The sequence below is a fragment of the Homoserinimonas sp. genome (assembly GCF_056262345.1).
This window is the reverse complement of the sequence record NZ_JBACFR010000180.1, coordinates 11,778-35,003: the sequence shown is the minus strand read 5'-3', so window position 1 is coordinate 35,003 and position 23,226 is coordinate 11,778. Positions and strand designations below refer to the sequence as shown.

24 protein-coding genes are annotated in these 23,226 nt (G+C 63.5%); 22 read left to right on the top strand and 2 right to left on the bottom strand.

Features of this window, described 5'->3' with window-relative positions; genetic code table 11:
* Positions 1-67: 67 nt before the first annotated feature.
* The gene (locus AC062T_RS09065; RefSeq protein WP_476029301.1) at positions 68-373 is read right to left on the bottom strand and encodes a hypothetical protein; all 306 of its coding nucleotides are present in this window, start codon (positions 371-373) and stop codon (positions 68-70) included.
* A 91-nt stretch (positions 374-464) separates the two neighbouring features.
* Here AC062T_RS09065 and AC062T_RS09060 point away from each other — a divergent pair, with 91 nt between their 5' ends.
* Positions 465-1,379 (top strand): aldo/keto reductase, encoded by a 915-nt coding sequence (locus AC062T_RS09060; RefSeq protein WP_476029299.1) that lies wholly within the window; start codon positions 465-467, stop codon positions 1,377-1,379.
* A 17-nt stretch (positions 1,380-1,396) separates the two neighbouring features.
* On the opposite strand, the gene AC062T_RS09055 is transcribed toward AC062T_RS09060, so the two are convergent.
* A complete protein-coding gene (locus tag AC062T_RS09055; protein WP_476029297.1) occupies positions 1,397-1,993 on the bottom strand; it encodes a TetR/AcrR family transcriptional regulator in 597 nt (198 codons plus the stop codon).
* A gap of 444 nt (positions 1,994-2,437) precedes the next feature.
* Here AC062T_RS09055 and AC062T_RS09050 point away from each other — a divergent pair, with 444 nt between their 5' ends.
* The 21 genes from AC062T_RS09050 (at position 2,438) to dapF (ending at position 23,194) form a co-directional block, all read left to right on the top strand.
* Positions 2,438-3,781 (top strand): M16 family metallopeptidase, encoded by a 1,344-nt coding sequence (locus AC062T_RS09050; protein WP_476029295.1) that lies wholly within the window; start codon positions 2,438-2,440, stop codon positions 3,779-3,781.
* Positions 3,782-3,788: 7 nt separating this feature from the next.
* Complete coding sequence (locus tag AC062T_RS09045) at positions 3,789-4,391, top strand: histidine phosphatase family protein (RefSeq protein WP_108515865.1); 603 nt, start codon at positions 3,789-3,791, stop codon at positions 4,389-4,391.
* A gap of 47 nt (positions 4,392-4,438) precedes the next feature.
* The gene (dapB, locus tag AC062T_RS09040; RefSeq protein ID WP_476029292.1) at positions 4,439-5,203 is read left to right on the top strand and encodes a 4-hydroxy-tetrahydrodipicolinate reductase; all 765 of its coding nucleotides are present in this window, start codon (positions 4,439-4,441) and stop codon (positions 5,201-5,203) included.
* Positions 5,200-5,643 (top strand): hypothetical protein, encoded by a 444-nt coding sequence (locus tag AC062T_RS09035; RefSeq protein ID WP_199220509.1) that lies wholly within the window; start codon positions 5,200-5,202, stop codon positions 5,641-5,643. Before dapB ends, AC062T_RS09035 begins: the two co-directional genes overlap by 4 nt.
* 45 nt (positions 5,644-5,688) lie before the next feature.
* The gene (locus tag AC062T_RS09030) at positions 5,689-6,498 is read left to right on the top strand and encodes a thymidylate synthase (RefSeq protein WP_476029290.1); all 810 of its coding nucleotides are present in this window, start codon (positions 5,689-5,691) and stop codon (positions 6,496-6,498) included.
* An 8-nt stretch (positions 6,499-6,506) separates the two neighbouring features.
* Entirely contained in the window at positions 6,507-7,028 is a 522-nt protein-coding gene (locus tag AC062T_RS09025; RefSeq protein ID WP_476029288.1) for a dihydrofolate reductase, read from the top strand.
* 44 nt (positions 7,029-7,072) lie between these two features.
* On the top strand, positions 7,073-8,050 hold the full coding sequence (gene dapA, locus AC062T_RS09020) for a 4-hydroxy-tetrahydrodipicolinate synthase (RefSeq protein ID WP_108515869.1): 978 nt from the start codon (positions 7,073-7,075) through the stop codon (positions 8,048-8,050).
* Positions 8,051-8,141: 91 nt separating this feature from the next.
* A complete protein-coding gene (locus tag AC062T_RS09015; protein WP_108515871.1) occupies positions 8,142-9,818 on the top strand; it encodes a ribonuclease J in 1,677 nt (558 codons plus the stop codon).
* Positions 9,819-9,941: 123 nt separating this feature from the next.
* Entirely contained in the window at positions 9,942-10,886 is a 945-nt protein-coding gene (locus AC062T_RS09010; protein ID WP_476029285.1) for an efflux RND transporter periplasmic adaptor subunit, read from the top strand.
* Positions 10,883-11,602 (top strand): ABC transporter ATP-binding protein, encoded by a 720-nt coding sequence (locus AC062T_RS09005; RefSeq protein ID WP_108515874.1) that lies wholly within the window; start codon positions 10,883-10,885, stop codon positions 11,600-11,602. Before AC062T_RS09010 ends, AC062T_RS09005 begins: the two co-directional genes overlap by 4 nt.
* Positions 11,602-12,819, top strand: a complete 1,218-nt coding sequence (locus AC062T_RS09000) for an ABC transporter permease (RefSeq protein WP_476029283.1) — start codon at positions 11,602-11,604, stop codon at positions 12,817-12,819. The genes AC062T_RS09005 and AC062T_RS09000 overlap by 1 nt, the downstream gene beginning before the upstream one ends.
* Positions 12,820-12,902: 83 nt before the next feature.
* Positions 12,903-15,680 carry an FtsK/SpoIIIE family DNA translocase gene (locus AC062T_RS08995; protein WP_476029281.1) on the top strand — a complete coding sequence of 926 codons (2,778 nt, stop codon included), beginning with the start codon at positions 12,903-12,905 and terminating at the stop codon, positions 15,678-15,680.
* A gap of 22 nt (positions 15,681-15,702) precedes the next feature.
* The gene (gene pgsA, locus AC062T_RS08990; protein WP_476029279.1) at positions 15,703-16,296 is read left to right on the top strand and encodes a CDP-diacylglycerol--glycerol-3-phosphate 3-phosphatidyltransferase; all 594 of its coding nucleotides are present in this window, start codon (positions 15,703-15,705) and stop codon (positions 16,294-16,296) included.
* Positions 16,293-16,778 (top strand): CinA family protein, encoded by a 486-nt coding sequence (locus AC062T_RS08985; protein ID WP_476029277.1) that lies wholly within the window; start codon positions 16,293-16,295, stop codon positions 16,776-16,778. The genes pgsA and AC062T_RS08985 overlap by 4 nt, the downstream gene beginning before the upstream one ends.
* Positions 16,779-16,912: 134 nt before the next feature.
* Positions 16,913-17,269: a helix-turn-helix domain-containing protein gene (locus tag AC062T_RS08980; protein WP_476029275.1), complete on the top strand. Its 357-nt coding sequence runs from the start codon at positions 16,913-16,915 to the stop codon at positions 17,267-17,269.
* Between the two features lie 39 nt (positions 17,270-17,308).
* A complete protein-coding gene (locus AC062T_RS08975) occupies positions 17,309-17,530 on the top strand; it encodes a DUF3046 domain-containing protein (protein WP_476029273.1) in 222 nt (73 codons plus the stop codon).
* 355 nt (positions 17,531-17,885) lie between these two features.
* Positions 17,886-18,965, top strand: coding sequence for a recombinase RecA (gene recA, locus AC062T_RS08970; protein WP_108515885.1), 1,080 nt, complete (start codon positions 17,886-17,888; stop codon positions 18,963-18,965).
* Between the two features lie 2 nt (positions 18,966-18,967).
* Positions 18,968-19,684, top strand: a complete 717-nt coding sequence (locus AC062T_RS08965) for a regulatory protein RecX (RefSeq protein ID WP_476029270.1) — start codon at positions 18,968-18,970, stop codon at positions 19,682-19,684.
* A gap of 59 nt (positions 19,685-19,743) precedes the next feature.
* The gene (gene miaB, locus AC062T_RS08960; RefSeq protein WP_476029268.1) at positions 19,744-21,321 is read left to right on the top strand and encodes a tRNA (N6-isopentenyl adenosine(37)-C2)-methylthiotransferase MiaB; all 1,578 of its coding nucleotides are present in this window, start codon (positions 19,744-19,746) and stop codon (positions 21,319-21,321) included.
* The gene (gene miaA / locus AC062T_RS08955; protein WP_476029266.1) at positions 21,308-22,315 is read left to right on the top strand and encodes a tRNA (adenosine(37)-N6)-dimethylallyltransferase MiaA; all 1,008 of its coding nucleotides are present in this window, start codon (positions 21,308-21,310) and stop codon (positions 22,313-22,315) included. The genes miaB and miaA overlap by 14 nt, the downstream gene beginning before the upstream one ends.
* A 3-nt stretch (positions 22,316-22,318) precedes the next feature.
* Positions 22,319-23,194, top strand: coding sequence for a diaminopimelate epimerase (gene dapF, locus AC062T_RS08950; RefSeq protein ID WP_476029264.1), 876 nt, complete (start codon positions 22,319-22,321; stop codon positions 23,192-23,194).
* Positions 23,195-23,226 lie beyond the last annotated feature (32 nt).

The following is a 23,226-nucleotide window of genomic DNA, read 5'->3' as shown; positions in this document are numbered from 1 at the left end:
TACGGATGCCCCGTTCTCCTCGTGAGGGCGGGGCATTCGTCGTTTGCGCGGCGACTATGAACAGCGACTATGTGCTCAGGATGATGGTCCAGCCCACGACCATAAAGCCAATAACGATGCTGATGGTCAGGGCCGCAAGCAGGGCGAGCCTCACTCGGATGTTTTCCACGCCGAACCGAACGGCGACCATCACCAGGTAGAGCACAACGGTTGTGACGAGCCCTGCGGTGGCCGCACCCAGGGGCGGCAATTCCCGCATTGCCCACAGCATGACGATGCTGAGCCCGGCGATTATGGCCGCGACGACAAGCCACGTCTTTCCGCTGTCGGTTCTGAGCGCTTTCTGGTTGGTTACCTTCTGCGGGTCTGACACAGTGCACCTCCACCCCTCGGACGGACCTCGCCCTCAACGCTGCCACTCTCCGCGTTCAGATGCCAGCCTCCGCGCCTCATAGAATCTGCCTATGCGTACAGTGGGGCACTCCGGCCTCGAGGTCTTTCCCGTCGGCATCGACGGGGGAGTCTTCGGCTGGCAGTCTGGCGCCCGCGACGCCGCGGCCATGCTCGACGCGTTTGCCGACTCGCGGGGCAACCTCATCTATACGGCCGATCACCATGCCGGGGGCAGAAGCGAGGTGATGATCGGATCCTGGCTGCGAACGCGGCCAGATCGTTCACGCTTTGTTGTGGCAACGACGGTGGGGCGGCATCCGGATTGGCCGGGGCTTTCTCCTCGTATGGTCACGAGGGCCACAGAGGCGTCGTTGCGCAGGCTTGGCACCGATCACATTGACATCCTCACGCTCGACGGCACAAACTCATCGGTTGCAATCGATGACACGTTCGAAGCGGTTGATGCGCTCAATCGCGCGGGCAAGGTTAGGCACGTCGCCGTTCTTCGGCATTCCTCGGCTCGGGTTAGAGCGATGCAGCGCAACGCGCTCGAGTCGCGCTATCCGCCGCTCGTGGCGGCCGTTCACGACTACAGCCTCATGGCTCGCGGGGTTTTCGAGAACGAGGTCGCGGCGACGACCGAGGAACTCGGCATCGGTTTCTTCGCCCGCCGCCCCCTCGCCCATGGGTTTCTTTCGGGGCGCGCAACGGGGCCAATCACTGTTCCCATGATCGCGGGCATGGATCGCGCCGCGGTTTTTGCCGGCAGGCGGGGTACACGGGTGCTGGAGAAGCTCACGAGCATTGCGTCCGAACACGGCGTCTCGGTCGGACGGGTGGCCGCGGCCTGGACTATTTCGAAGCCGGGAGTTTCGGCCGCGCTGTTCTCGGCTCAGTCCGTGGACGAGATCGTCGATCTGACCGCTGCTCGGTACCTTGCGCTCACACGCAGCCAGACGGCGGCTCTCGACGCCGTCTCGGCATAACGCGGCAGATCTCGGGCCTAAGCGGCGAGAAGACGCTCGCCCAGCCGTGAGAGGGCGGCGTTGGTGGCGATCCGATCACCCATGTAGCCCCCGACCATGGCTCCGTCTCGAAGCATGACGAACTCGTCGGCTGCGTCCCCTGCGAGCGGGTGCCCGGCGAGCCGGAACTGCTCGGCAACGAACTCTGAATACCAGTCGCGGTGGATATTGACGATCGAGCGAACCGGATGCGCGCTGTCGGGGAACTCGACGGAGGCGTTCATAAAGGCGCAGCCACGAAAGTCAGCTCGGTCTGCGCGTTCCCTGATCTCGTCGATCAGGCCCCTCAGGGTGTCCACAGGGCCGCCCGCGTTCGATTGGATAGCGGTGATCGATTCGACGGTGTCGACGTGAACGAGCTGCATGTACGCGAGGATGAGGGCGTCTTTTGCGCCGAAATGCTTGTAGAAGGTCGCCTTGGTCACGCTGGATTCGCTGATCAGGCGGTCGATTCCGACGGCGCGGATGCCTTCGTAATAGAACAGGCGAGAGGCCGTTGCCAGAATTCGGGCTCGTGCTCCGGGCCCCGGGGCGAAGATCGGCGCCTCAGCGGATCTGTCCTCGTGCATCGACATTGAAGCGTCCTATCTGAAAAAAGGATGGAGCCTCCGAGCCCTCGGGGTCACGCCGGGTGACAAGACCGGAGTCTTGCACTACCTCGGCGTGACGCCCTCGGGCAACCGGCTAGGTATCACTGAATCCGAGTGGCGTGCTCACAGAATCGGGTTCTCTGCCTGCGCGCCTCGCGTTTCGGGTTCGCGATGGGTCGGTCTCAATGTCTTGCAGGCCTTGGTGCAGGCCGCCCGCCTTCGGGTGGCGGACTCGGATTCTTCGGCCGGGTAACCGGTTCCTCCGATGGCTCAACAGTAGCAAGGCCGGAGGGGACAGACAGCTCTGTTTGTCCGGCAACCGGGGTACATTTTTGGTTTTCTGGGGTGCATTTGATTTAGCGCCGCATCGGACCTTGTCGCTGTGCAAAACGCCCGGGGTGTTCAGCAGCGTGGCCTAGGCTCGACACAATGACCGGTGCAACGACGCTTCCCCTCGTGGCAGGCGAACAATCCTTTATGGCCGCTGGCGAGTGTCTCGTGAGGCGCAGCGTTCTCCCCTCCGGCCTTCGCATCCTGAGCGAACGGGTTCCTGGAGCGAGAAGCGCGACCATCGGTTTCTGGGTTACAGCTGGCTCCCGGGATGAGGCTCCGGACGAATACGGTTCAACCCATTTTCTTGAGCATCTGCTCTTCAAAGGCACCCACAAGCGCACCGCGCTCGATATTGCGGTGAGCTTTGATGCGGTCGGCGGTGAGCACAATGCCATCACCGCAAAGGAGTACACCTGCTACTACGGCAGGGTTCGCGATAGTGACGTACCCATGGCGATCGAGGTCCTGGCCGACATGATCACCTCATCGGTGATTGATCCCGACGAGTTCGAAACCGAGCGCGAGGTCATTCTCGAAGAGATCGCGATGGCAGAAGATGACCTGGGCGATGTCGCGAGCGAGCGGTTCTTCGAGGCGCTCTTCGGCGATCACAGCCTCGGCCGCCCTATCGGAGGCAGCCCAGAGACCATTCGTGAGGCGACTCGGGAGGGCGTCTGGCACCACTACCGCCGCAACTACTCGCCCAACCGGCTCGTGGTCACCGTCGCGGGCGCAGTCGACCACGACGACCTTGTCGAAGCGGTTCAGCGGCATCTCGCCCTTGGCGGTTGGGATCTCGAAACCCCAGCAGAGCCTGCACCGCGGCGCGATGCTGAGCAGGCGGTTCCCACCACCGCATCGTCGAAGCTGATCGTGCCGCGCCCCAGCGAGCAGGCCAACATCCTGATGGGCGTTCGCGGGCTTGCGGCAACGGATGCGCGGCGCAGCACGCTTTCTGTGCTCAATTCCGTCTTGGGTGGCGGAATGTCGTCGAGGTTGTTCCAGCAGATCAGGGAGCGTCGCGGACTTGCCTACTCGGTGTACTCGTTTTCACCCAGCTACTCCGATGCTGGCGTGCTCGGCATGTATGCGGGGTGCTCCCCGGCTAAGGCCGAAAGCGTCGCCGCTCTCATGCTCGAAGAGTTTCGCTCGATCGGAACCGGAGGCATCCTGCAGGCAGAGCTGGAACGGGCCGTCGGTCAGATGGGCGGCGCTTCGGCACTCGCGTTAGAAGATTCCGACACTCGCATGTCGCGCCTTGGTCGCGCCGAGATCACGATGGGGGAGTTTGTCGACCTCGACGAGGCGCTTCGACGGCTCTCGCTCGTGACTATCGACGATGTTGCCGATCTCGGCGCGGAGCTTGCCTCGCGACCCGTGTCTCTTGCAGCGGTCGGCAGTGTCGCCGACGGCATGTTCATCACAGCAGAAGGAGCGTAGGACAACGATGTCCCACTTTATTTATCTCGTCCGCCACGGCGAGCAACAGCATGCCGAGCACGGACTGCCCGATGGTCCGCTCTCGGCTCGAGGCCAGCGCCAGGCCACCCTCATCGCAGACCGGCTGAGCGGTGTGCCCTTCACCGGGGCGTGGCATTCGCCCCTGCAGAGGGCGGAGGCGACAGCCCTCGCCATCACCGACCGGCTGCCCGCGATTTCGTCCGAGCCGTCAGCGCTGCTCTTCGACTGCATCCCCTCCGGCCCCGCAGCCGACATGCCATCGACGTTCCAGCCGTTCTTCGGGTCTGTCACCGAAGCCCAGATCGAGGCGGGCGAGGCGCAAATGGCCGACGCCGTCGACGAGTGGATGACTCCGTCATTGGATGACCGGCACACGCTTCTCATCACGCACAACTTCGTGATCGCCTGGTTCGTTCGCGAGACTCTTGGTGCGCCGCCGTGGCGATGGATGAGTATCAACCAGGCCAACTGCGGGCTCACCATCATCAGGGTGAGGTCGCTGAAGTCGCCAGAACTCATCACCCACAACGATTTGGGGCACCTCCCCGCGGAGCTTCGAACGGGGCTCCCCGTCGACCAGCCCTACTAGGTCAGGGCGAGAACCCGGGCGCCGTACCGGGTTGGTAGATTTGACCTATGACTCTCACGGTGGCCGTTGTCGGCGCAAACGGCAGAATGGGCAAGCTCGTTTCGAGCATTATCGAGGCCAATCCCGCATGGGAACTCGTGGCCAAGCTCGGCTCGTCGTCGCCCCGAGAAGAGATGCTTGCGGCCGACGTTGTCGTCGATGTCACCAACCCTGCGGTAAGCCCGGAGATCGTCACCTTCGCCCTTGAGAATGGTCGCAATGTGCTCGTCGGCACGAGCGGATGGTCAGCCGACCGCATCGATTCGCTGCGCGTAACTGTGCAGCAGCATCCTGACTCCGGCGTCATCATCGTGCCGAACTTTTCACTCGGGTCGGTTCTCGCGACCAGGCTTGCGACCGTAGCTGCCCGTTTCTTCGATTCGATTGAGATCATCGAGGCTCACCACGCCGCAAAGGTGGATTCACCCTCCGGCACCGCCGTTCGCACCGCTGAGCTCATGGCCAAGGCACGCGCAGATCTTGGCCCCGTAAGCGCACCGCACGCCGACCAGCTCGCTCGCGGTCAGCAGGTGGCGAGCATCCCCATCCACAGCCTGCGCATGCAGGGCGTTGTCGCTCGCCAGGAGGTCATTTTCGGAGGAACCGGCGAGGTTCTCTCCGTCGCGCACGACACGCTCTCGCAGGATGCCTACGCGCACGGCATCACCGTGGCGATCGGCGCGCTCCGCGACGCGAGGGGAGTCACGGTCGGTCTCGAGGAGCTTCTTGACCTCGATGGCACGGAGCTCGCAGCCGGGGCGGTGACCGCGTGACCAAGAAGATCGGCGTCATCGTTATGGCGGCGCTCCTCCTGCTGTACATCGTTGCGGTGGGGCGGCTCGCGCTGGTCATGATGCAAAGCGGCGACGGCGTGGTCATCGCCATGGGAGTTGCGCTGGCCATTCTTCCGCTGCTGGCTCTGTGGGGAATGCTGAGCGAAATCCTCTTCGGGTTGAGGAGCGAACGGCTCCTGAGCAAGCTCGAAGAAGCAGGCGATGCGCCCGACGATGCTGTGCCGGTTCATGTCAGCGGTCGGCCCGACCGTGCCGCAGCCGATGCTGCGTTTCCTCGATACCAGGCCGAGGTTGAGGCTCAGCCCGAAAGCTGGCAGGCGTGGCTTCGCCTAGGAGTTGCCTACGATGCCTGCGGCGATCGGCGGAGGGCGCGCTCATCGGTTCGCCGGGCTATAGCGCTCGAACGTTCGAGTCGATGACGTGGTGCTCCCCGTAAGTCGCCGCGACCGGTAGCATCGGTCTCGATGAGCGCGACGATCCCCAGCCCCTATGAAGACCTGCTTCGCGATGTTCTCGCGAACGGCAGCCACAAGAGCGACCGCACGGGCACCGGAACCCGCAGTGTTTTCGGCCGCCAGCTGCGATTCGACCTGTCGGAGGGGTTTCCCCTCATCACGACCAAACGGGTTCATTTCAAGTCGATCGCCTACGAGCTTCTCTGGTTTCTGCGCGGCGAGAGCAACGTCTCGTGGCTCAAGGAGCACGGCGTAACGATCTGGGATGAGTGGGCAGACGACGCCGGCGAGCTGGGCCCCGTCTATGGCGTTCAGTGGCGCTCGTGGCCCACGCCGAGCGGCGAGCAGATCGATCAGATTTCGGATGTCATCGAGCAGATCCGCTCGAACCCCGATTCTCGCAGGCTGATCGTCTCGGCCTGGAATCCCGCCGACATCCCGTCTATGGCACTTGCCCCATGCCACGCGCTCTTCCAGTTTTATGTTGCCGACGGGCGGCTCAGCTGCCAGCTCTACCAGCGCAGCGCCGATCTGTTCTTGGGGGTTCCCTTCAACATCGCCAGCTATGCCCTGCTCACCCACATGGTGGCAGAGCAGACCGGACTCGAAGTCGGCGACTTCGTCTGGACGGGTGGGGACTGCCACATCTACGACAACCATGTCGCCCAGGTCACGGAACAGCTCACACGAGAGCCGTATGCGGCGCCCAAGCTGGTCATCGCACCGGGTCGACAGAGCATCTTTGACTACGAGTTCGAGGACTTCACCATCGAGGGATACACGCACCATCCCGCTATCAGAGGGGCGGTCGCGGTATGACCGGTCAGATGAACATTGCCTTGATCTGGGCAGAAGCGGAGGGGGGCATCATCGGTCGCGCCGGGGTCATGCCCTGGAATGTTCCCGAGGACTTCGCCCGCTTCAAGCAGCTCACTCTGGGTAGCCCGGTCATCATGGGCCGCAAGACCTGGGAGTCGCTTCCGCCGCGGTCGCGCCCCTTGCCTGGCCGCCGCAATATCGTCGTCACGCGCCAGTCTCGGTGGAGTGACGAGGGGGCCGAGGTCGCCCCGAGCATCGCCAACGCCCTCGCGCTCGCGGGGGACGGACTGGCAGAGGGCGAAACGGTCTGGGTCATCGGCGGCAGCGAGATCTACGCCGCGGTCATCGGCGAGGCCGACAGGCTTGAGGTGACCGAGATTCGTGCCCAGTTCGAAGGCGACGTCGTGGCACCGACGATCGGCGAGGAATGGGCAGTTTCTGCGATCGAGCCGGCTGAGGGGTGGAACGCCTCCAAGAGCGGCCTCGGTTACCGCTTCGTCAGCTATGCGAAACGCGGAGCGACTTCTTAATCGCACGTGCATTGGTCTGCAGCGTCGGGCGGTAACCTTGAGGGGTGACTGAACTCAACAATCCCTTCGGCCAGGTCCTGGTTGCGCTCGTTACCCCCTTCACCGCCGACGGCGAGGTTGCGTGGGACGACGTTGAGAAGCACATCGACGACGTCATCACCGGCGGTGCCGACGGCATCGTCGTTACGGGCACAACGGGGGAGACCAGCACCCTCACCGACCCTGAGAAGCTCAAGCTCGTCGAGGTTGCCAAGGCTGTGGCCGGCAACCGGGCCAAGATCATCACCGGCGGTGGTTCCAACGAGACGGCCCACGCCATCGAGCTCTACAAGGCCAGCGAGAAGGCGGGCGCCGACGGCGTCATGATCGTCACTCCGTACTACAACAAGCCAACTCAGGCCGGCGTGCTCACGCACTTCCGCATGATCGCCGACGCCACAGATCTCCCCGTCATCCTCTACGACATCCCCGGCCGCACCGGCATCCCCATCAAGTACGAGACGATCCTGCGGGCTGCGAAGCACCCCAACATCCTGGCCGTCAAGGATGCCAAGGGCGATCTGGCCGAGGTGAGCCGTGTTCTCAACCAGACCGATCTGCTCTACTTTTCGGGCGACGACGCCAATGTGCTCCCGCACCTTTCAATCGGCGCTGCCGGCCTGATCGGGGTCACGGCCAACATCGCTCCCGCGCCGTACCGCGTCATCGTGGACGCCGTCAACGCGGGCGACCTCACGACCGCAACCGCGGCGCACAAGCAGCTTGAGCCTCTCGTGCGCGCAGCGATGACTCACGTGCCCGGCACGGTTGCCGCCAAGTACATCCTTCACGGTCTTGGCCGCATCGGCTCACCCCGCGTGCGCCTTCCGCTCGTGGGACCTGAGGACTTTGAGGCGGCGATGATCGAAGACGAGTTGGCTCTGGTCGGGGAGATTCCGGGTCTCGACCTCAGCAACTTCCGCCCCGACCGCAACGCTGCCGCCGGCGGCGCGCTCCCTAAGGTCGCAGGCACCACCCGCTGACCTCCGTCGGCGAAACCAACAACAACTTCACACCGAGGGCTAGGGGCCCTAGAACACATCGGCCAGACCGGTCGCGACAGCACAGGACGCCATGAACTCACATATCTATCAGCCCGCAGCACTCAAACCAGGCACGCTCCGCGTCATCCCTCTCGGAGGCGTCGGCGAGATCGGTCGCAATATGACCGTGTACGAGCTTGACGGCAAGCTGCTCATCGTCGACTGCGGTGTGCTCTTCCCCGAAGAGCACCAGCCCGGCGTCGACTTGATCCTCCCCGATTTCACACCCATCCGCGATCGCCTCGACGACGTGCTTGGGGTGGTTCTCACGCACGGCCACGAAGACCACATCGGCGCGGTGCCTTACCTGCTGAGGCTTCGCCAGGACATCCCACTGATCGGCTCCAACCTCACGCTTGCCCTCATCGAGGCAAAGCTCAAGGAGCACCGCATCTCGCCATACACGCTCACGGTCAAGGAGGGGCAGACGGAGCAGTTCGGCCCCTTCGAGCTGGAGTTTGTGGCCGTGAACCACTCGATTCCCGACGCTCTTGCGGTCGCGATCAAGACCAGCGCTGGTGTCGTGCTCCACACGGGCGACTTCAAAATGGATCAGCTGCCGCTCGACGACCGCATCACCGACCTTCGCGCGTTCGCGCGTCTCGGTGAGGCTGGCGTCGACCTGTTCCTCCCCGATTCCACCAACGCCGATGTGCCCGGCTTCACGGCACCCGAGCGGGGCATCGGGCCCGTGCTCGAGGGCATCATCGCCAAGGCGCCGCGCAGAGTCATCGTGGCGAGCTTCTCGAGCCACGTGCACCGCGTACAACAGGTTCTGGATGCTGCGCACGCCAATGGCCGCCGCGTTGCGTTCCTGGGGCGCTCAATGGTGCGCAACATGGGCATCGCGGCTGAGCTTGGCTATCTCAAGGTTCCCGAGGGCGTTCTCGTCGACTTCAAGAAGGCCGGTGACATCCCCGACGACAAAATCGTCTACATGAGCACCGGTTCGCAGGGTGAGCCCATGGCGGTGCTATCCCGCATGGCCAATCTCGAGCACAAGATCGAGGTGGGCAAGGGTGACACCGTCATCCTCGCGTCGAGCCTCATCCCCGGCAATGAGAACGCCGTTTACCGCGTTATCAACGGTCTCATCAAGCTCGGTGCCAACGTTGTGCATAAGGGCAACGCCAAGGTGCATGTTTCTGGCCACGCGAGCGCCGGCGAGCTGCTCTACTGCTACAACATCCTGCGACCCAAGAACGTGCTTCCGGTTCACGGCGAGTACCGCCACCTCGTGGCGAACGCCGATCTCGCGGTGCAGACGGGGGTGCCAGAGGAGAACACGTTCATCGTGGAGAACGGCGCCGTCATCGACCTTCGCGACGGCGAGGTGGCGATTGTCGGACAGCTCGATATCGGCTTCGTCTATGTCGACGGCTCGACCGTCGGAGAGATTACGGATGCTGACCTCAAAGATCGGCGCATTCTCGCCGAGGAGGGCTTCATCTCGATCTTCGCGGCTGTGGACGCGCAGACCGGTCGGGTCATTGTCGGGCCCGAGATTCAGGCCAGGGGTTTCGCCGAGGACGAGGCAGTTTTTGACGCCGTCAAGCCGCTCATCGTGCGGGCGCTTGCCGAGGCAGCAGAGAACGGCACCCGCGATTCGCACGCGTTCAGCCAGGTAATTCGGCGCACCGTGGGGCGCTGGGTTAATACGCAGCACCGTCGTCGCCCGATGATCGTTCCCGTCGTCATCGAGGCATAGCTCCCACGTTTGCTCGCACAGGGGCCGCAACATCATCCGTAATGATGATGGCGCGGCCCCTTCTGCGTCGCTAGGGTCGTCTCGATGCCGGGAATGGCCCCGGTCCTGACGGGTGGAGCTCGCGTGGGCGTCTGGCGAAAGTGGATATTCCCGAGTCTTCGTTTGGTGGTCTTCGCGGCGATCGCGGTGGCGCTCGTCAAGCTCGCTTTTTTCGGCGGCCAGGCGGATGCTCCCGATGTAGACGTGCCGTCGGCATCCATGATGTCTCCGCAGGTTCCCGTGGCTCTCGGCACGATCAAGAATGACGTCGTGCTTACGGGCACAGTGTCCGCCGACGAGGCGGTAGCCGTGCGATCGACGGCACCCGGGGTTGTGCGCAAGGTGTCAGTGACGGTCGGAGCGTGGGTCGATGCTGGCGCAGAAATGTTCGTCATCCGCGAAGACGTCATCCGCGACGACGGCACCACCTGGGCGCGTGACCTCAAGGTTGTTGCGCCCGCCGCAGGAACCGTGTCGACGGTTGCCGTGATCGTTGGTCAGGCCGCCGCGATTGGCGATTCGATCGCCAAGATTGCTCCGCCGAGCTTTCATGTCTCGGCAACGTTGCTCCCCGAGCAGCAGTACCGCCTTCTCAACCAGCCGACGGATGCTCTCGTCAGCGTCACCGGCGGTCCCGCCAGCTTCACCTGCACGGGCGTGCGCATCACGACAGCGCTTGAGGGCGCTGAGGCTGCCGAGGGTTCGGGAACTACCCTGCGTTGTGCGGTACCCGCGGACGTCACTGTATTCGCGGGTCTATCGGCCAAGGTCACGATTTCCGGCGGTGCCGCTGAGAATGTGCTCACCGTTCCCATCACGGCGGTTGAAGGCACGAGCGGCACAGGAGTCGTCCACTTCGTCACAGCGGATGGTGCCACGGAACCTCGGACGGTAACCCTCGGCCTCAACGACGGGCTCAGCGTAGAAGTGACGACTGGCCTCGCCGAGGGCGACCTTGTTCTCGAGTTCGTGCCCGGTGCGGCAGCCCTGGGAGATTGTGAACCCAACTCCGGGATGGAGTGCTCGTGACCCTGCTTCGGCTCGAGGGGGTCACTCGCTCCGTCGAACTGCCAGAGGGCGAACAGCTTCACATTCTCAAGGGCGTCGACATCGACGTTGCCGTCGGAGACCATGTCTCTGTCGTGGGGCGCAGCGGGTCAGGCAAGACCACGCTGCTCAACCTTTTGGGGCTCCTTGATACCCCAACGACCGGTCGCATCATGTTTGACGACCGCCCCGTCTCCACGTTCAGTACCCGAGCGCGGGACCGTGCGAGGGGCAATGACATCGGCTTCATCTTTCAGCAGTTCAATCTGCTCCCGGGGCGCACCGCTCTGGAGAACGTGATGACGCCGCTGCTCTATGCGACGGGCCGCGCCTTCTGGAATCGCCGAAACCTCGCCGCCGAGATGCTGGAGAGAGTCGGCCTGGGGGAGCGCCTCACCTCGATGCCAGAGAAACTCTCGGGCGGCGAACAACAGCGTGTAGCCATTGCCCGCGCCCTGGTGCGGGGGCCGCGCCTCATCCTGGCGGACGAGCCAACGGGCGCCCTCGATATCGAAACGGGCGCAACGGTAATGGCGCTGGTCGACGAGGTCGCCGCTCAATCCGGAGCCGCGCTCATCACCATCACCCATGACGCGAACGTTGCCGCGCTCGCCCGCCGGCACTACCGGCTCGACAAGGGCGTGCTGTCTCCCGTCACGGTCGAGTCCGTTCGTGCCGTTCAGGAGGCCACGCTCTGATGCGCTTCGTTACGGGATTCTTAGGGGCAGTCTCTGAAGCATGGGCAGAGCTGCGCATCCACAAGACGCGGGTCATGCTGAGCCTCGTCGGTGTTGGTGTCGCGGTGACGGCGATCACCACGGTCGTTGGCCTCGGCGGCATCGTTCAGCAGTCGACGACGGAGAGCATGGAACGCGGCTCAGGTCGGCCAGCAACCATCTCGATCTACGCCTACAAGATGAGCACGGGCGAACAGGTGACGGGTCCGGAGCTTGAGCACGCGATCGATATCGTCGTCGACCGCTATCAAATTGGGCACTCGACCGCTATTCGGTGGACGGCGTCGTCTGCGCAGTTCGACGACGGCGTTCGGCCCTTAGACATGCGGGCGGTTGACGTCGACTACGGAACGATGCACAGAATGCAGGTGGCGGAGGGGTCGTGGTTCACTGAGTTTGACGAGAACAGACTTGCTCCGGCCGTTGTCGTGAACGACAAGGTTATGACCCTTCTGGGGTCACCGAGTCTTGACCGCAATCCCACCCTTAACATCGTCGGCGAGAATCCGACGACGGCCGTGATCGTCGGCGTCGTTCCCTCGTCGGAATTCGAAGGTCCCGTGGCTTTCATCCTGGATTCGGCTTATCAGCGCATTACTCCGCCCAGCGTCGCCTCAGCTTTGCCGAGCGAGTACAAGCTGTGGGTGCCCGGCGAGATCGCAGAAGAACTGTCGGAAGCTGTGCGACGCGATCTTGCGGGAGTCCTCGGGTCAGACGTCGACATTCAAGCAAATCGGCAGGACTACGCGGCCTGGAACGGGCCAGATCCTCTCCTCCCGCTCAAGCTTTTGGTGGCCGGTGTCGCTGCCCTGGTTCTTCTGCTTGGCGCCCTCGGTCTCGTCAACATCTCGCTCGTGACGGTGCGCCAACGCATCAGAGAGATCGGCATCCGAAGGAGCTTCGGGGCCACTGCGGGCAGAGTGTTCTTTGCCGTAATGATGGAAAGTGTTGTCGCGTCCTTTGCCGCCGGCGTTGTCGGTGTTCTGGCCGCGATTCTCATCGTCAACAATCCGATGGTGCAGCAGGCACTCGCGCAGGGAGTCCTGGATACCCCGGCCTTCCCCCTCGAAGCAGCCCTCGTCGGTCTCGGCGCGGCAACGGCCGTGGGGGCGCTCGCCGGTCTCCTTCCCGCTCTCGTGGCTGTTCGTGTCAAGGTGATCGACGCGATCAGGTTCTAGGGATCTCCGTTGTGCGGTGCGCCTGGATCGGACACGCGCTCCGCTAACCACCCTGTGTCGGTGCGCGCAGGTAGCGTTGTCGCATGGCTACGAACAGCAAGGCGTCGTCGCGCGCGCGCACGTCGTCGCGCGGTTCGACACCCTCCTCAAAGGGAACGACAAAAGCGACGAAGGTACTTCCCAAGGCGGTTGCAGCTCCCGAATCGAGGCCTGGCCTCCTCACGGCGGCATGGATGGGCATGGCCCACGTTGTCGGGGGTGCCGCACGGCTGTTCGGGCGAGAGTCCCTGGAGAAGGACCAGCGACGCGACGGGGTTCCCTTTCTCATCTTTTTGCTGGCGATTGTCGGCGCCATCGTCGAGTGGTTTAACCCCAACGATGCTGTGGCGATCACGCTGGACGCGTGGACCTTCGGCGGGCTCTTCGGCCGAGTGGCTTATGCGCTGCCGGTCGTCATGCTTCTGTTCGCCATCTGGCTGTTTCGCCACCCTGCATCCGTTCACGACAACGGCCGCATCGGAATCGGTCTCGTGCTGCTTCTCATTACCGTCAGCGCGCTGTGCCACATCGCGGGAGGGCAGCCCAACCCGGCGGACGGCATGGAACAGCTTGCGATAGCCGGCGGCGTCTTCGGATGGGTACTTGCGGCACCACTTGTGCTTGTGCTCACCCCCTGGGGGGCCGTGCCGATTATCGTGCTCGTGCTCGTGCTGTCGTTGTTCATCATTACCAAGACGCCGCCGAATCGCATTGGCCGCCGACTCCGCGAGCTTTACGCCTACCTGTTTGGCGAGACGCTTCCCGAACGCGAGAAGGCGGCCGCCACGGAGTCGTCTGTGGAGTTCGGCGACTTCGACGACATCGGCATCGATCCGGAGGAGGCTGCGACGCTTCCGTGGTGGCGACGCAACAAGACTCAGCGGGAGGTCGATCCCGCGTTCGATAGCCCCGTGCTCGCGCCCTCCGCCGCGACAGAGGTCATCGCATCCGCACCTGAAGCAGAGGATGACGCTCACTTCGGCGTTGAACTCATCGAGGAGCTCACCCGGGCAGAAGACGCCGTCAAGCGCTTCACGGGCGAAGTCGAGCCCGTCGTCGGCGCCGGCACCGGCATCCGTGACGACGGCCAGCCGCTCGTTGACGACCTCCTCCCTGGCTTCGCCGATTCCGCATCGGGCAAGGGCCAGCAGGGCGAGTTTGAGGCCGAGCCAGAGCTTCCTCACGCCCCCTATCGACTGCCAGCGGCCACCGCGCTCAAGCAGGGCACCCCGCCCAAGTCACGATCGCAGGCCAACGACGATATCGTCGCCGCCATTACCGAGGTTCTCAAGCAGTTCTCTGTGGACGCCCGCGTTACGGGGTTCAGCCGAGGCCCAACGGTCACGCGGTACGAGATTGAGCTCGGCCCCGGTGTCAAGGTTGAGCGCGTCACGGCGCTGAGCAAGAACCTGTCGTATGCGGTGGCGAGCAACGAGGTTCGCATCCTCTCTCCGATCCCGGGCAAGAGCGCGATCGGCATCGAGATCCCCAACACCGATCGCGAGATCGTGTCACTCGGCGACGTATTGCGCTCGCGCGAGAGCACGACGAGTCGTCACCCCATGACCATCGGTGTCGGCAAGGATGTCGAGGGCGGCTTCGTCGTGGCCAACCTGGCCAAGATGCCTCACCTTCTCGTCGCCGGTTCGACCGGCTCCGGCAAGTCCAGCTTCGTCAACTCGATGATCACGTCGCTTCTCATGCGGGCTAAGCCGTCAGAGGTGCGCATGGTTCTGATCGACCCCAAGCGGGTCGAGCTTGCTCCGTACGCCGGAATCCCGCACCTCATCACGCCCATCATCACGAACCCCAAAAAGGCCGCGGAGGCTCTGGCCTGGGTCGTCAAAGAGATGGACATGCGATACGACGACCTGGCGAGCTTCGGCTATCGACACATCGACGACTTCAACGCGGCCGTCGTGGCGAAAGAGATCGTGCTGCCCTCGGGCAGCGAGCGAAAGCTCAAGGCCTACCCCTACCTCCTCGTCGTCGTCGACGAGCTGGCCGACCTCATGATGGTCGCCCCTCGAGACGTCGAAGATTCGATCGTGCGCATCACGCAGCTTGCCCGAGCATCCGGGATCCACCTGGTTTTGGCGACGCAGCGCCCGTCAGTTGACGTCGTAACCGGCCTCATCAAAGCGAACGTACCGAGCCGGCTCGCATTCGCCGTCAGCAGCATGACCGACTCCCGCGTCATCCTCGACCAGCCCGGTGCCGACAAACTCATCGGGCAAGGAGACGCACTCTTCCTGCCGATGGGAGCCTCCAAGGCCATCCGCGTGCAGGGCGCGTGGGTCGGCGAAGACGAGATCAACACCGTCGTCAAGCACGTCACGGCGCAGGCCAGGCCCGAGTACCGCAACGACGTTGCCGCGGTGGCCGAGAAGAAGCAGATCGACAGCGACATCGGCGACGACCTCGAGGTTCTCCTCGCCGCGGCAGAGCTCGTGGTCAGCACCCAGTTCGGGTCAACGTCGATGCTGCAGCGCAAGCTCCGGGTCGGGTTTGCCAAGGCTGGTCGGCTCATGGACCTGCTCGAGGCGCGCGAGATCGTTGGTCCGTCTGAGGGCTCAAAGGCTCGCGACGTTCTCGTGAGTCCCGAGCAGTTGCCGGGCGTGCTCGCGAGCCTGCGCGGTGACGAGTCTCCGCAGTCCTCAAGCCCGTCGAACGGCAGCCCCGCTCCCGCCGCGGCCGCCTCCGCTGCAGCGCCTGCCGACGATCGCTACAGCGGCGACCCGGTTGCTCAGATGACAAGCGGATACGATGACAGTGACGAGGCTCCCAATGAGGATGCCTGGCAACTAACCGACAGGGAGTAGACCGCTGAACCTCCCCACCTGGATGCGCGGCCGAGTCTGGCGCGCAGGAGACACCCCCTCCAGCATCCTCAATGTGCCCAACATCATCACGATCGTGCGCATCTTCATGGCGCCGGCGCTGTTCTGGATGCTCCTGGTCGACAACGGCGACCTTGGTCCGCTGCGGTGGGTCGCGGCTATCTTCTTCGTCGTCGCGATCGGAACCGACGGAATCGATGGGCACATTGCGCGCAGCCGCAACCTCGTCACAGATTTCGGCAAGATCCTCGATCCCATCGCCGACAAGCTCCTCATCGGGGGCACCCTGGTCTGTCTCTCGATCATCGGAGAATTGCCGTGGTGGGTCACGGCGATCATCCTCGTGCGTGAGCTCGGCATCACCGCCTACCGTATGGCCGTGCTGCGTAATCGCGTCATTCCTGCCTCCCGCGGGGGCAAGCTCAAGACTGTTCTTCAGGCCGTAGCGATTGCTTTCTATCTCTTTCCACTCTGGGTAGTTCTGGGCGACTGGATGCTCTGGGTCAACGGAGCGCTGATGGCTGCGGCCGTCATCGCCACGGTTGTTTCGGGAATCGACTATCTCGTCAAGGCCATTCGTCACCAGGAGGTCGTGTGACATCCGCCGAACGCCTCATGGGCGAGCTCTTCGAGCGGCGGCTCACCGTTGCCGTTGCCGAGTCCCTCACGGGCGGCGCCGTCGTCTCCCGCCTCATCGATGTTCCCGGCGCTTCGGCTGCGGTTCTCGGGGGAATCGTCGCCTACAACACAGAGCTCAAGCATTCGCTGCTCGGAGTTGATTCTGCTGTTCTCAACGTGCATGGGCCCGTGCACCCCGATGTCGCGGCCCAAATGGCATCGCGAGTGCGCGAGGTCCTTGCGGTGGGTGGCGAGGCCGCGGACATCGGCATCTCCACGACGGGCGTCGCCGGGCCCAACCCCCAGCACGGGCATCCTCCCGGCACGGTGTTCGTGGGAATCGCTGTCGGCGCAGACGTGCGGGTAATCGCTCTTGAGCTCGTCGGTGACAGAGCCTCGATTCGGTCCCAGGTCGTCGACGCGGTGCTCGCCGCGGTCCTGGCCAGGGTGATTGAATCCTGAGGGATGGCGCAATGCCGGGAATAGGGCTCGCTACGATCGTGTTACAAGCATTAGATTCACAAGCGCCGCCCAGACTGGGCTAGCTAGAGTTTCTTACACGCCAGAGTTTTTTAGCACTGACAGGGGAGGGTCCAATGGTTCTCGTACGACAGGAGATCGGGGACGTTCTGCGGGACTTCCGTCTGCAGAAGGGTCAGACCCTTCGTCAGGTCGCTAGCCGCGCCAGCGTTGCTCTCGGGTACTTGAGCGAGGTCGAGCGTGGCCAGAAAGAGGCCAGTTCCGAGATTCTTGCCTCGGTTGCCGAGGCTCTCGATACCCCCATTTCCGTAATCATGCATGAGGTCGGTGATCGCATGGCGATCATTGAAGGCCTCCACGTCATTCCCGACACGGTTCCCGAAGATTTCGGGTCGTCCTTCGGCCGCGGTTTCACGAGTGGCTTTGACCGCTCCATCGGCACCGGTGTCGACGCAGGAATGGCTGTTCGGTAGTCGATTCGTTCGGCTTCTTTCTCGATCGATGGGGTTCCGTTGCGCCTGAGTGAGTTTCGCATCGCCATGGCCGATGAGTTTGGTGATGCGTATTCCGCGCTGCTCGCGGAGGATCTTTCGCTGACAGAGTGTGGCGGCCTCACAGCCAATGAGGCGATCGCTGCGGGCCAGGACCCCCGTGACGTATGGATTGCTATCTGCCGAGCATCCGATGTGCCAGAAGAGCGCTGGTATGGAGTCGGCCTCCTTCGCGAGCCCTGATAAGGGAGCTAACGTAGGTCGGTAGACCAACCCATCGCTTATTTCGCTATTTCTTTCTTTCTTTCTCGGGCATTTTTTCGACACGCGGCACGAAGCTCTTCGAACATGTGTTCGGGTGGGAGTAGGCTCCTCACCAGCGGCAATCGAAACAGGTCATGCACCGATGCGCCTCGCCGACATCCTGATGTCGGTGGTGCCTTCTACTGTCTGACGTGCTGGCATACGCCGTCAACCCAGCCTTGTCGTAGGCGGTCCGACCTTGCTTCATCGGTCGAGCAGCACGCGACAGAAGACAGGCACATCACCCCGTCACTCCCCGGTGCTATCCGGAAGTGCACATGACAGGAGCTACGAAATGGCATCAGCAGCTGATCGCGAGAAGGCACTAGACACCGCTCTCGCGCAGATTGACCGGCAGTTTGGCAAGGGCTCAGTTATGCGCCTCGGAAGCGATGAGCGAGCACCTGTCGCGGTGATTCCGACGGGGTCGATTGCGCTGGATGTTGCCCTGGGCATTGGCGGGCTCCCGCGTGGCCGCATCGTCGAGATCTATGGCCCCGAATCGTCGGGAAAGACCACGCTGACCCTTCACGCCATTGCCAACGCTCAGCGCGCCGGCGGCATCGCGGCATTCATTGACGCAGAGCACGCTCTCGATCCCGAGTACGCCAAGTCGCTCGGTGTCGATATCGATGCCCTCCTGGTATCGCAGCCCGATACAGGCGAGCAGGCGCTCGAAATTGCCGACATGCTCGTTCGAAGCGGGTCGATTGACCTCATCGTCATCGACTCGGTTGCGGCACTTGTACCGCGTGCCGAGATCGAGGGTGAGATGGGAGACTCCCACGTCGGTCTCCAGGCCAGGCTCATGTCTCAGGCGCTTCGCAAGCTCACGGGTGGCCTCAACACCACCAACACCACGATGATCTTTATCAACCAGCTTCGCGAGAAGATTGGTGTCTTCTTTGGCAGCCCCGAAACCACCGCCGGTGGAAAGGCGCTCAAGTTTTACGCCTCGGTTCGTCTCGACATTCGTCGCATCGAGACCCTCAAGGAGGGCACCGACGCTGTGGGAAACCGCACCCGTGTCAAGGTCGTCAAGAACAAGATGGCTCCGCCGTTCAAACAGGCCGAGTTCGACATTCTCTATGGCGTGGGCATCTCGCGGGAGGGCAGCCTTCTCGACTTCGGTGTCGAACACGAGATCGTCCGCAAGTCGGGTGCCTGGTACACCTATGACGGTGACCAGCTCGGACAGGGCAAAGAGAACTCCCGCCGCTACCTCATCGAGCATGCCGACGTCGCCAACGAGATCGAAGAGAAGATCAAGGTCAAGCTCGGGATCACTAAGGACCCGAACGCTGTGGCTCCCGTGGTGACCAAAGCTAAGGCTGAGGCTCCCGCGACGAAGGCATCGACCCGCAAGGCTGGCTGATCATGACAACCGCTTCACACTCTGGGGAGGAACACCTCGCAACCGTGAGCTACCTCCCCGGAGCGTGGGCGGCTCCCGGGGTCGGCTCCGCGAGCACTGCCGATTCGCTCGTCAGCGATCCGTCCCTCACCAGCCCCACTGACTCCACTGACTCCACCGACTCCACCGAAGGTGAAGAGTCGAAGGGTCTCTCTAACAAGAAGACCCGGCGTGCCGAGAATGTCAGTCTCGCCGGGTTGACCCGGCGCAACATGTCGCGCTGGGAGCTCGAAAAGCTATTGCGCTCGCGCGATCTCGATGACGATGCAATCGCGAATGAGCTTGACCGCCTTGAGGGGGTAGGGCTTATCGACGATGCGGCCCTCGCCGAGACGCTCGTGCGCACGCAGCACGAGCGAAAAGGCCTCGGCCGTCAATCGATCATCAGTGAGCTGAGGCGCCGCCATATCGATCAAGAGATCATCGACGTCGCGATCGAGGCGCTCGATGCGGATGACGAGCGCGAGCGTGCCCTCGAAATTGCCGAGAAACGTGCTTCGCAGCTGAGCCGCTACGACAAAGAGACAGCCAAGCGTCGACTCACGTCGTTCATGTTGCGTCGAGGCTATAGCTCAGCCGTCGTGCGCGACTCAGTCGATCATGCCCTCGGCGGGTCGCACCCCCGTGGCAGCTCTCCCGGGGGCCCATCGGGTGACGGCGGGGGAGTCAGGTTTCGATAGCTCCGACCAGGCGTTCACACATGGCGCCGGGTGCGGGGAGCGTTAGGCTGTTCTCCATCATGACGACCGTTGCACCATCCCCCATGCTCGCCCAAGAGCAGCTTCCGCGCACCTACGAGGTGCGCACCTATGGCTGCCAAATGAACGTCCACGACTCTGAGCGGCTCAGCGGTTCACTCGAGGCGGCTGGCTACGTTCGAGCGATCGATACCGAGCCAGACGTCGTCGTGATCAACACCTGCGCTGTTCGGGAGAACGCCGACAATAAGCTCTATGGCAACCTCGGCATGTTGGCGTCGATCAAGCGACGCCATGAGGGGATGCAGATCGCGGTCGGCGGCTGCCTCGCGCAGAAAGACAAGAACGTCATCCTGGAGAAGGCTCCCTGGGTGGACGTCGTGTTCGGCACCCACAACATGGGGTCTCTTCCTGCACTCCTCGAGCGCGCCAGGCACAACGGGGAGGCTCAGCTTGAGATCCTCGAGTCGCTCGAAGTTTTCCCCTCGACCCTTCCCACGAGGCGCGAGTCGACGCACAGCGGCTGGGTTTCCATCTCCGTAGGCTGCAACAACACCTGCACGTTCTGTATCGTGCCAGCCCTTCGCGGCAACGAGAAAGACCGCCGCCCGGGAGACATCCTTTCTGAGGTGCGGGCCCTCGTCGAGGATGGCGCGATCGAGGTCACGCTTCTCGGTCAGAACGTCAACTCCTACGGCGTGGAGTTCGGCGACCGCCAGGCATTCAGCAAGCTCCTCCGAGCGGTCGGCGAGATCGAGGGCCTCGAGCGAATCCGCTTCACCAGTCCGCACCCCGCCGCGTTCACCGACGACGTTATCGACGCGATGGCGGAGACGCCCTCCGTGATGCCGCAACTCCATATGCCGCTGCAATCCGGCTCCGATCGCATCCTCAAGGCGATGCGCCGCAGCTATCGCTCCGAACGCTTCCTCGGCATCCTCGAACGGGTGCGGGCCAAGATCCCCAACGCTGCAATCTCCACAGACATCATTGTGGGATTCCCCGGCGAGACCGAAGAAGACTTCGCAGAGACACTGAGAGTCGTGGAGCAGGCGCGTTTTGCGACCGCGTTCACCTTTCAGTACTCGATTCGCCCCGGTACTCCGGCCGCGACCATGGACAACCAGATCCCCAAGGAGATCGTCCAGGAGCGCTACGAGCGTCTCGTGGCGCTGCAGGATCGCATCTCGTGGGAAGAGAACCAGAAGCTCGTCGGAACCACTGTCGAGGTCATGGTTTCGTCTGAGGGCACAAAAGACGCCGAGACCCACAGGCTTTCCGGTCGTGCAGAAGACAGCAGACTCGTGCATTTCTCGTTGCCTGAGGGCTCGGACATCCCGCGGCCGGGCGACGTTGTCACCGTGACCGTTTCTGATGCCAAGCCGTTCTACGTCATTGCAGACCCGGCACCCGGCGCGACCCCGAGCATCCGGCGAACCCGGTCGGGAGATGCCTGGGATCTCGCGCAGGCAGCGTCCTGTGGCACCCCGTCCCCCTCGGGAGAATCGACTCCTGGCCGTGTCTCGTTGGGCGTGCCAACGCTCCGCATCGGGTCTGGCACGACGCCGCCTCGCGTCGCGACCATGCCCATCTATGACGTGACCGATGGCGAGCGCTGAGCACACTCCGCTCGTCGTCGTCGCCGGCGCGACAGGCACTGGCAAAAGCGAGTTGTCGCTTGCGATAGCCGAGCGCATCAGCGCGGATGGCGGCTCCGCAGAGATCGTCAACGCCGACGCCATGCAGCTCTATCGTGGCATGGATATTGGCACGGCCAAGCTTGCCGAAGAGGATCGCCGGGGTATTCCCCATCACATGTTCGATGTGCTCGATGTCACAGCAGAAGCGAGCGTCGCGCGTTACCAGCACGAGGTGCGGGCTCTGATCGGCGACATCGTTGCTCGCGGCGCGGTCCCCATCATGGTGGGCGGGTCTGGCCTCTATATTTCGTCTGTGCTGTTCGATTTCCGGTTCCCCGGCACCGATCCCTCGGTGCGCGCGGCGCTCGAACAGAAGCTTGCCGAGCAGGGCCCCGGAATGCTCTTTCAGCAGCTCAAGCAGCGGGATCCCGCGGCCGCGGCCTCGATTGGCCCCCATAACGCCCGGCGGATCGTTCGCGCGTTGGAGGTCATTGAGATCACGGGGGAGCCCTTCGGCGCTGGCCTTCCCGAAGATGCCCCGTGGTGGCCGAGAACGTCCATCATTGCGCTGCAGGCCCCGAGGGACGAGCTGGTCTCCCGACTCGACGCCAGAGTTGAGCGCATGTGGGATGCAGGCCTGCTCGGGGAAGTCGAGCGGCTTATGGCACTCGGGCTCGAGCAGGGGGTCACGGCCCGGCGCGCCATTGGCTACGCGCAGGCGATTGACCAGATCCGCGGCGAGCTCTCTCAGGCCGAGGCGATCGAGAGCACGAGGGCCCTCACCCGCAAGTATGCGCGTCGGCAGGTCGGCTGGTTCCGGCGCTATCGCACCGCGATCTGGCTCGATTACAACTCCGCATCTCTCGTCGACGATGCGCTGAGCGCCGCACTGAATCCCGCTGCTCACACTCACGGCCTCGCGGCCGACCGTATGTCTACGGCAGAAGACCAAGCCGCCGCCAACTATCCTTGACGGATGCCTGACATCCACTTCACCAAGGGCCACGGCACGGGCAATGACTTCGTGCTGTTCGCCGATCCAGAGGGCGAGATCGAGCTTTCGGCCGCGCAGCTCGCCGCTGTCGCTGACCGGCGGTTCGGCGTGGGAGCGGACGGAATCATTCGGGCCGTGCGATCCGCCAACCTCGACGCAGGGGCGGCAGCACTGGCCGAGGACGGCGCCGCTGAGTGGTTTATGGATTATCACAACGCCGACGGCTCACCATCGGAGATGTGCGGCAACGGCATCCGCGTCTTCGCTGAGTACCTCACGTCGATGGGACTCGTGGAGCTCGGCCCAACAGAGACCCTCACCGTGGGCACCAGGGCTGGAGTACGCGATTTGCAGCGAAACCAGCGCGGCTTCCAGGTCGACCTGGGGCGCTGGAAGCTTGATGGCAGCGACCCGCTTGTGCGGGCAAAGGACGTCGCCGTCGCGCGTCCGGGCCTCGGCATCAATGTCGGCAACCCTCACGTCGTCGTTGCCCTGTCGTCGTTGGAGGAGCTCGCGGCCGCCGACCTCACGGTCATTCCGATCCTCGATCCGGCTGCTCCAGAGGGGGCCAATGTCGAGTTTGTCGTGCCTCATGACCCCCTAGTCAAAGATGGCGTGGGGCAGATAACGATGCGCGTGCACGAGCGCGGAAGCGGCGAGACTCTCTCCTGCGGCACGGGTGCCGCTGCTGCCGCGCTGGCAACGCGTCACTGGGCGGGACCCTCGGCCCCCAACAACTGGCGAGTCGAGGTTCCTGGCGGGGTTCTCGGCGTTCGAATGTGGGCAGCAGAGGACGGAGAGCATGTGTCGCTCAGCGGCCCGGCCACGCTCGTCTTTGAGGGCGACCTCAGCGTCTAGCTCGGCCGAGCCTTGAGGCGGCGGTGGATAGT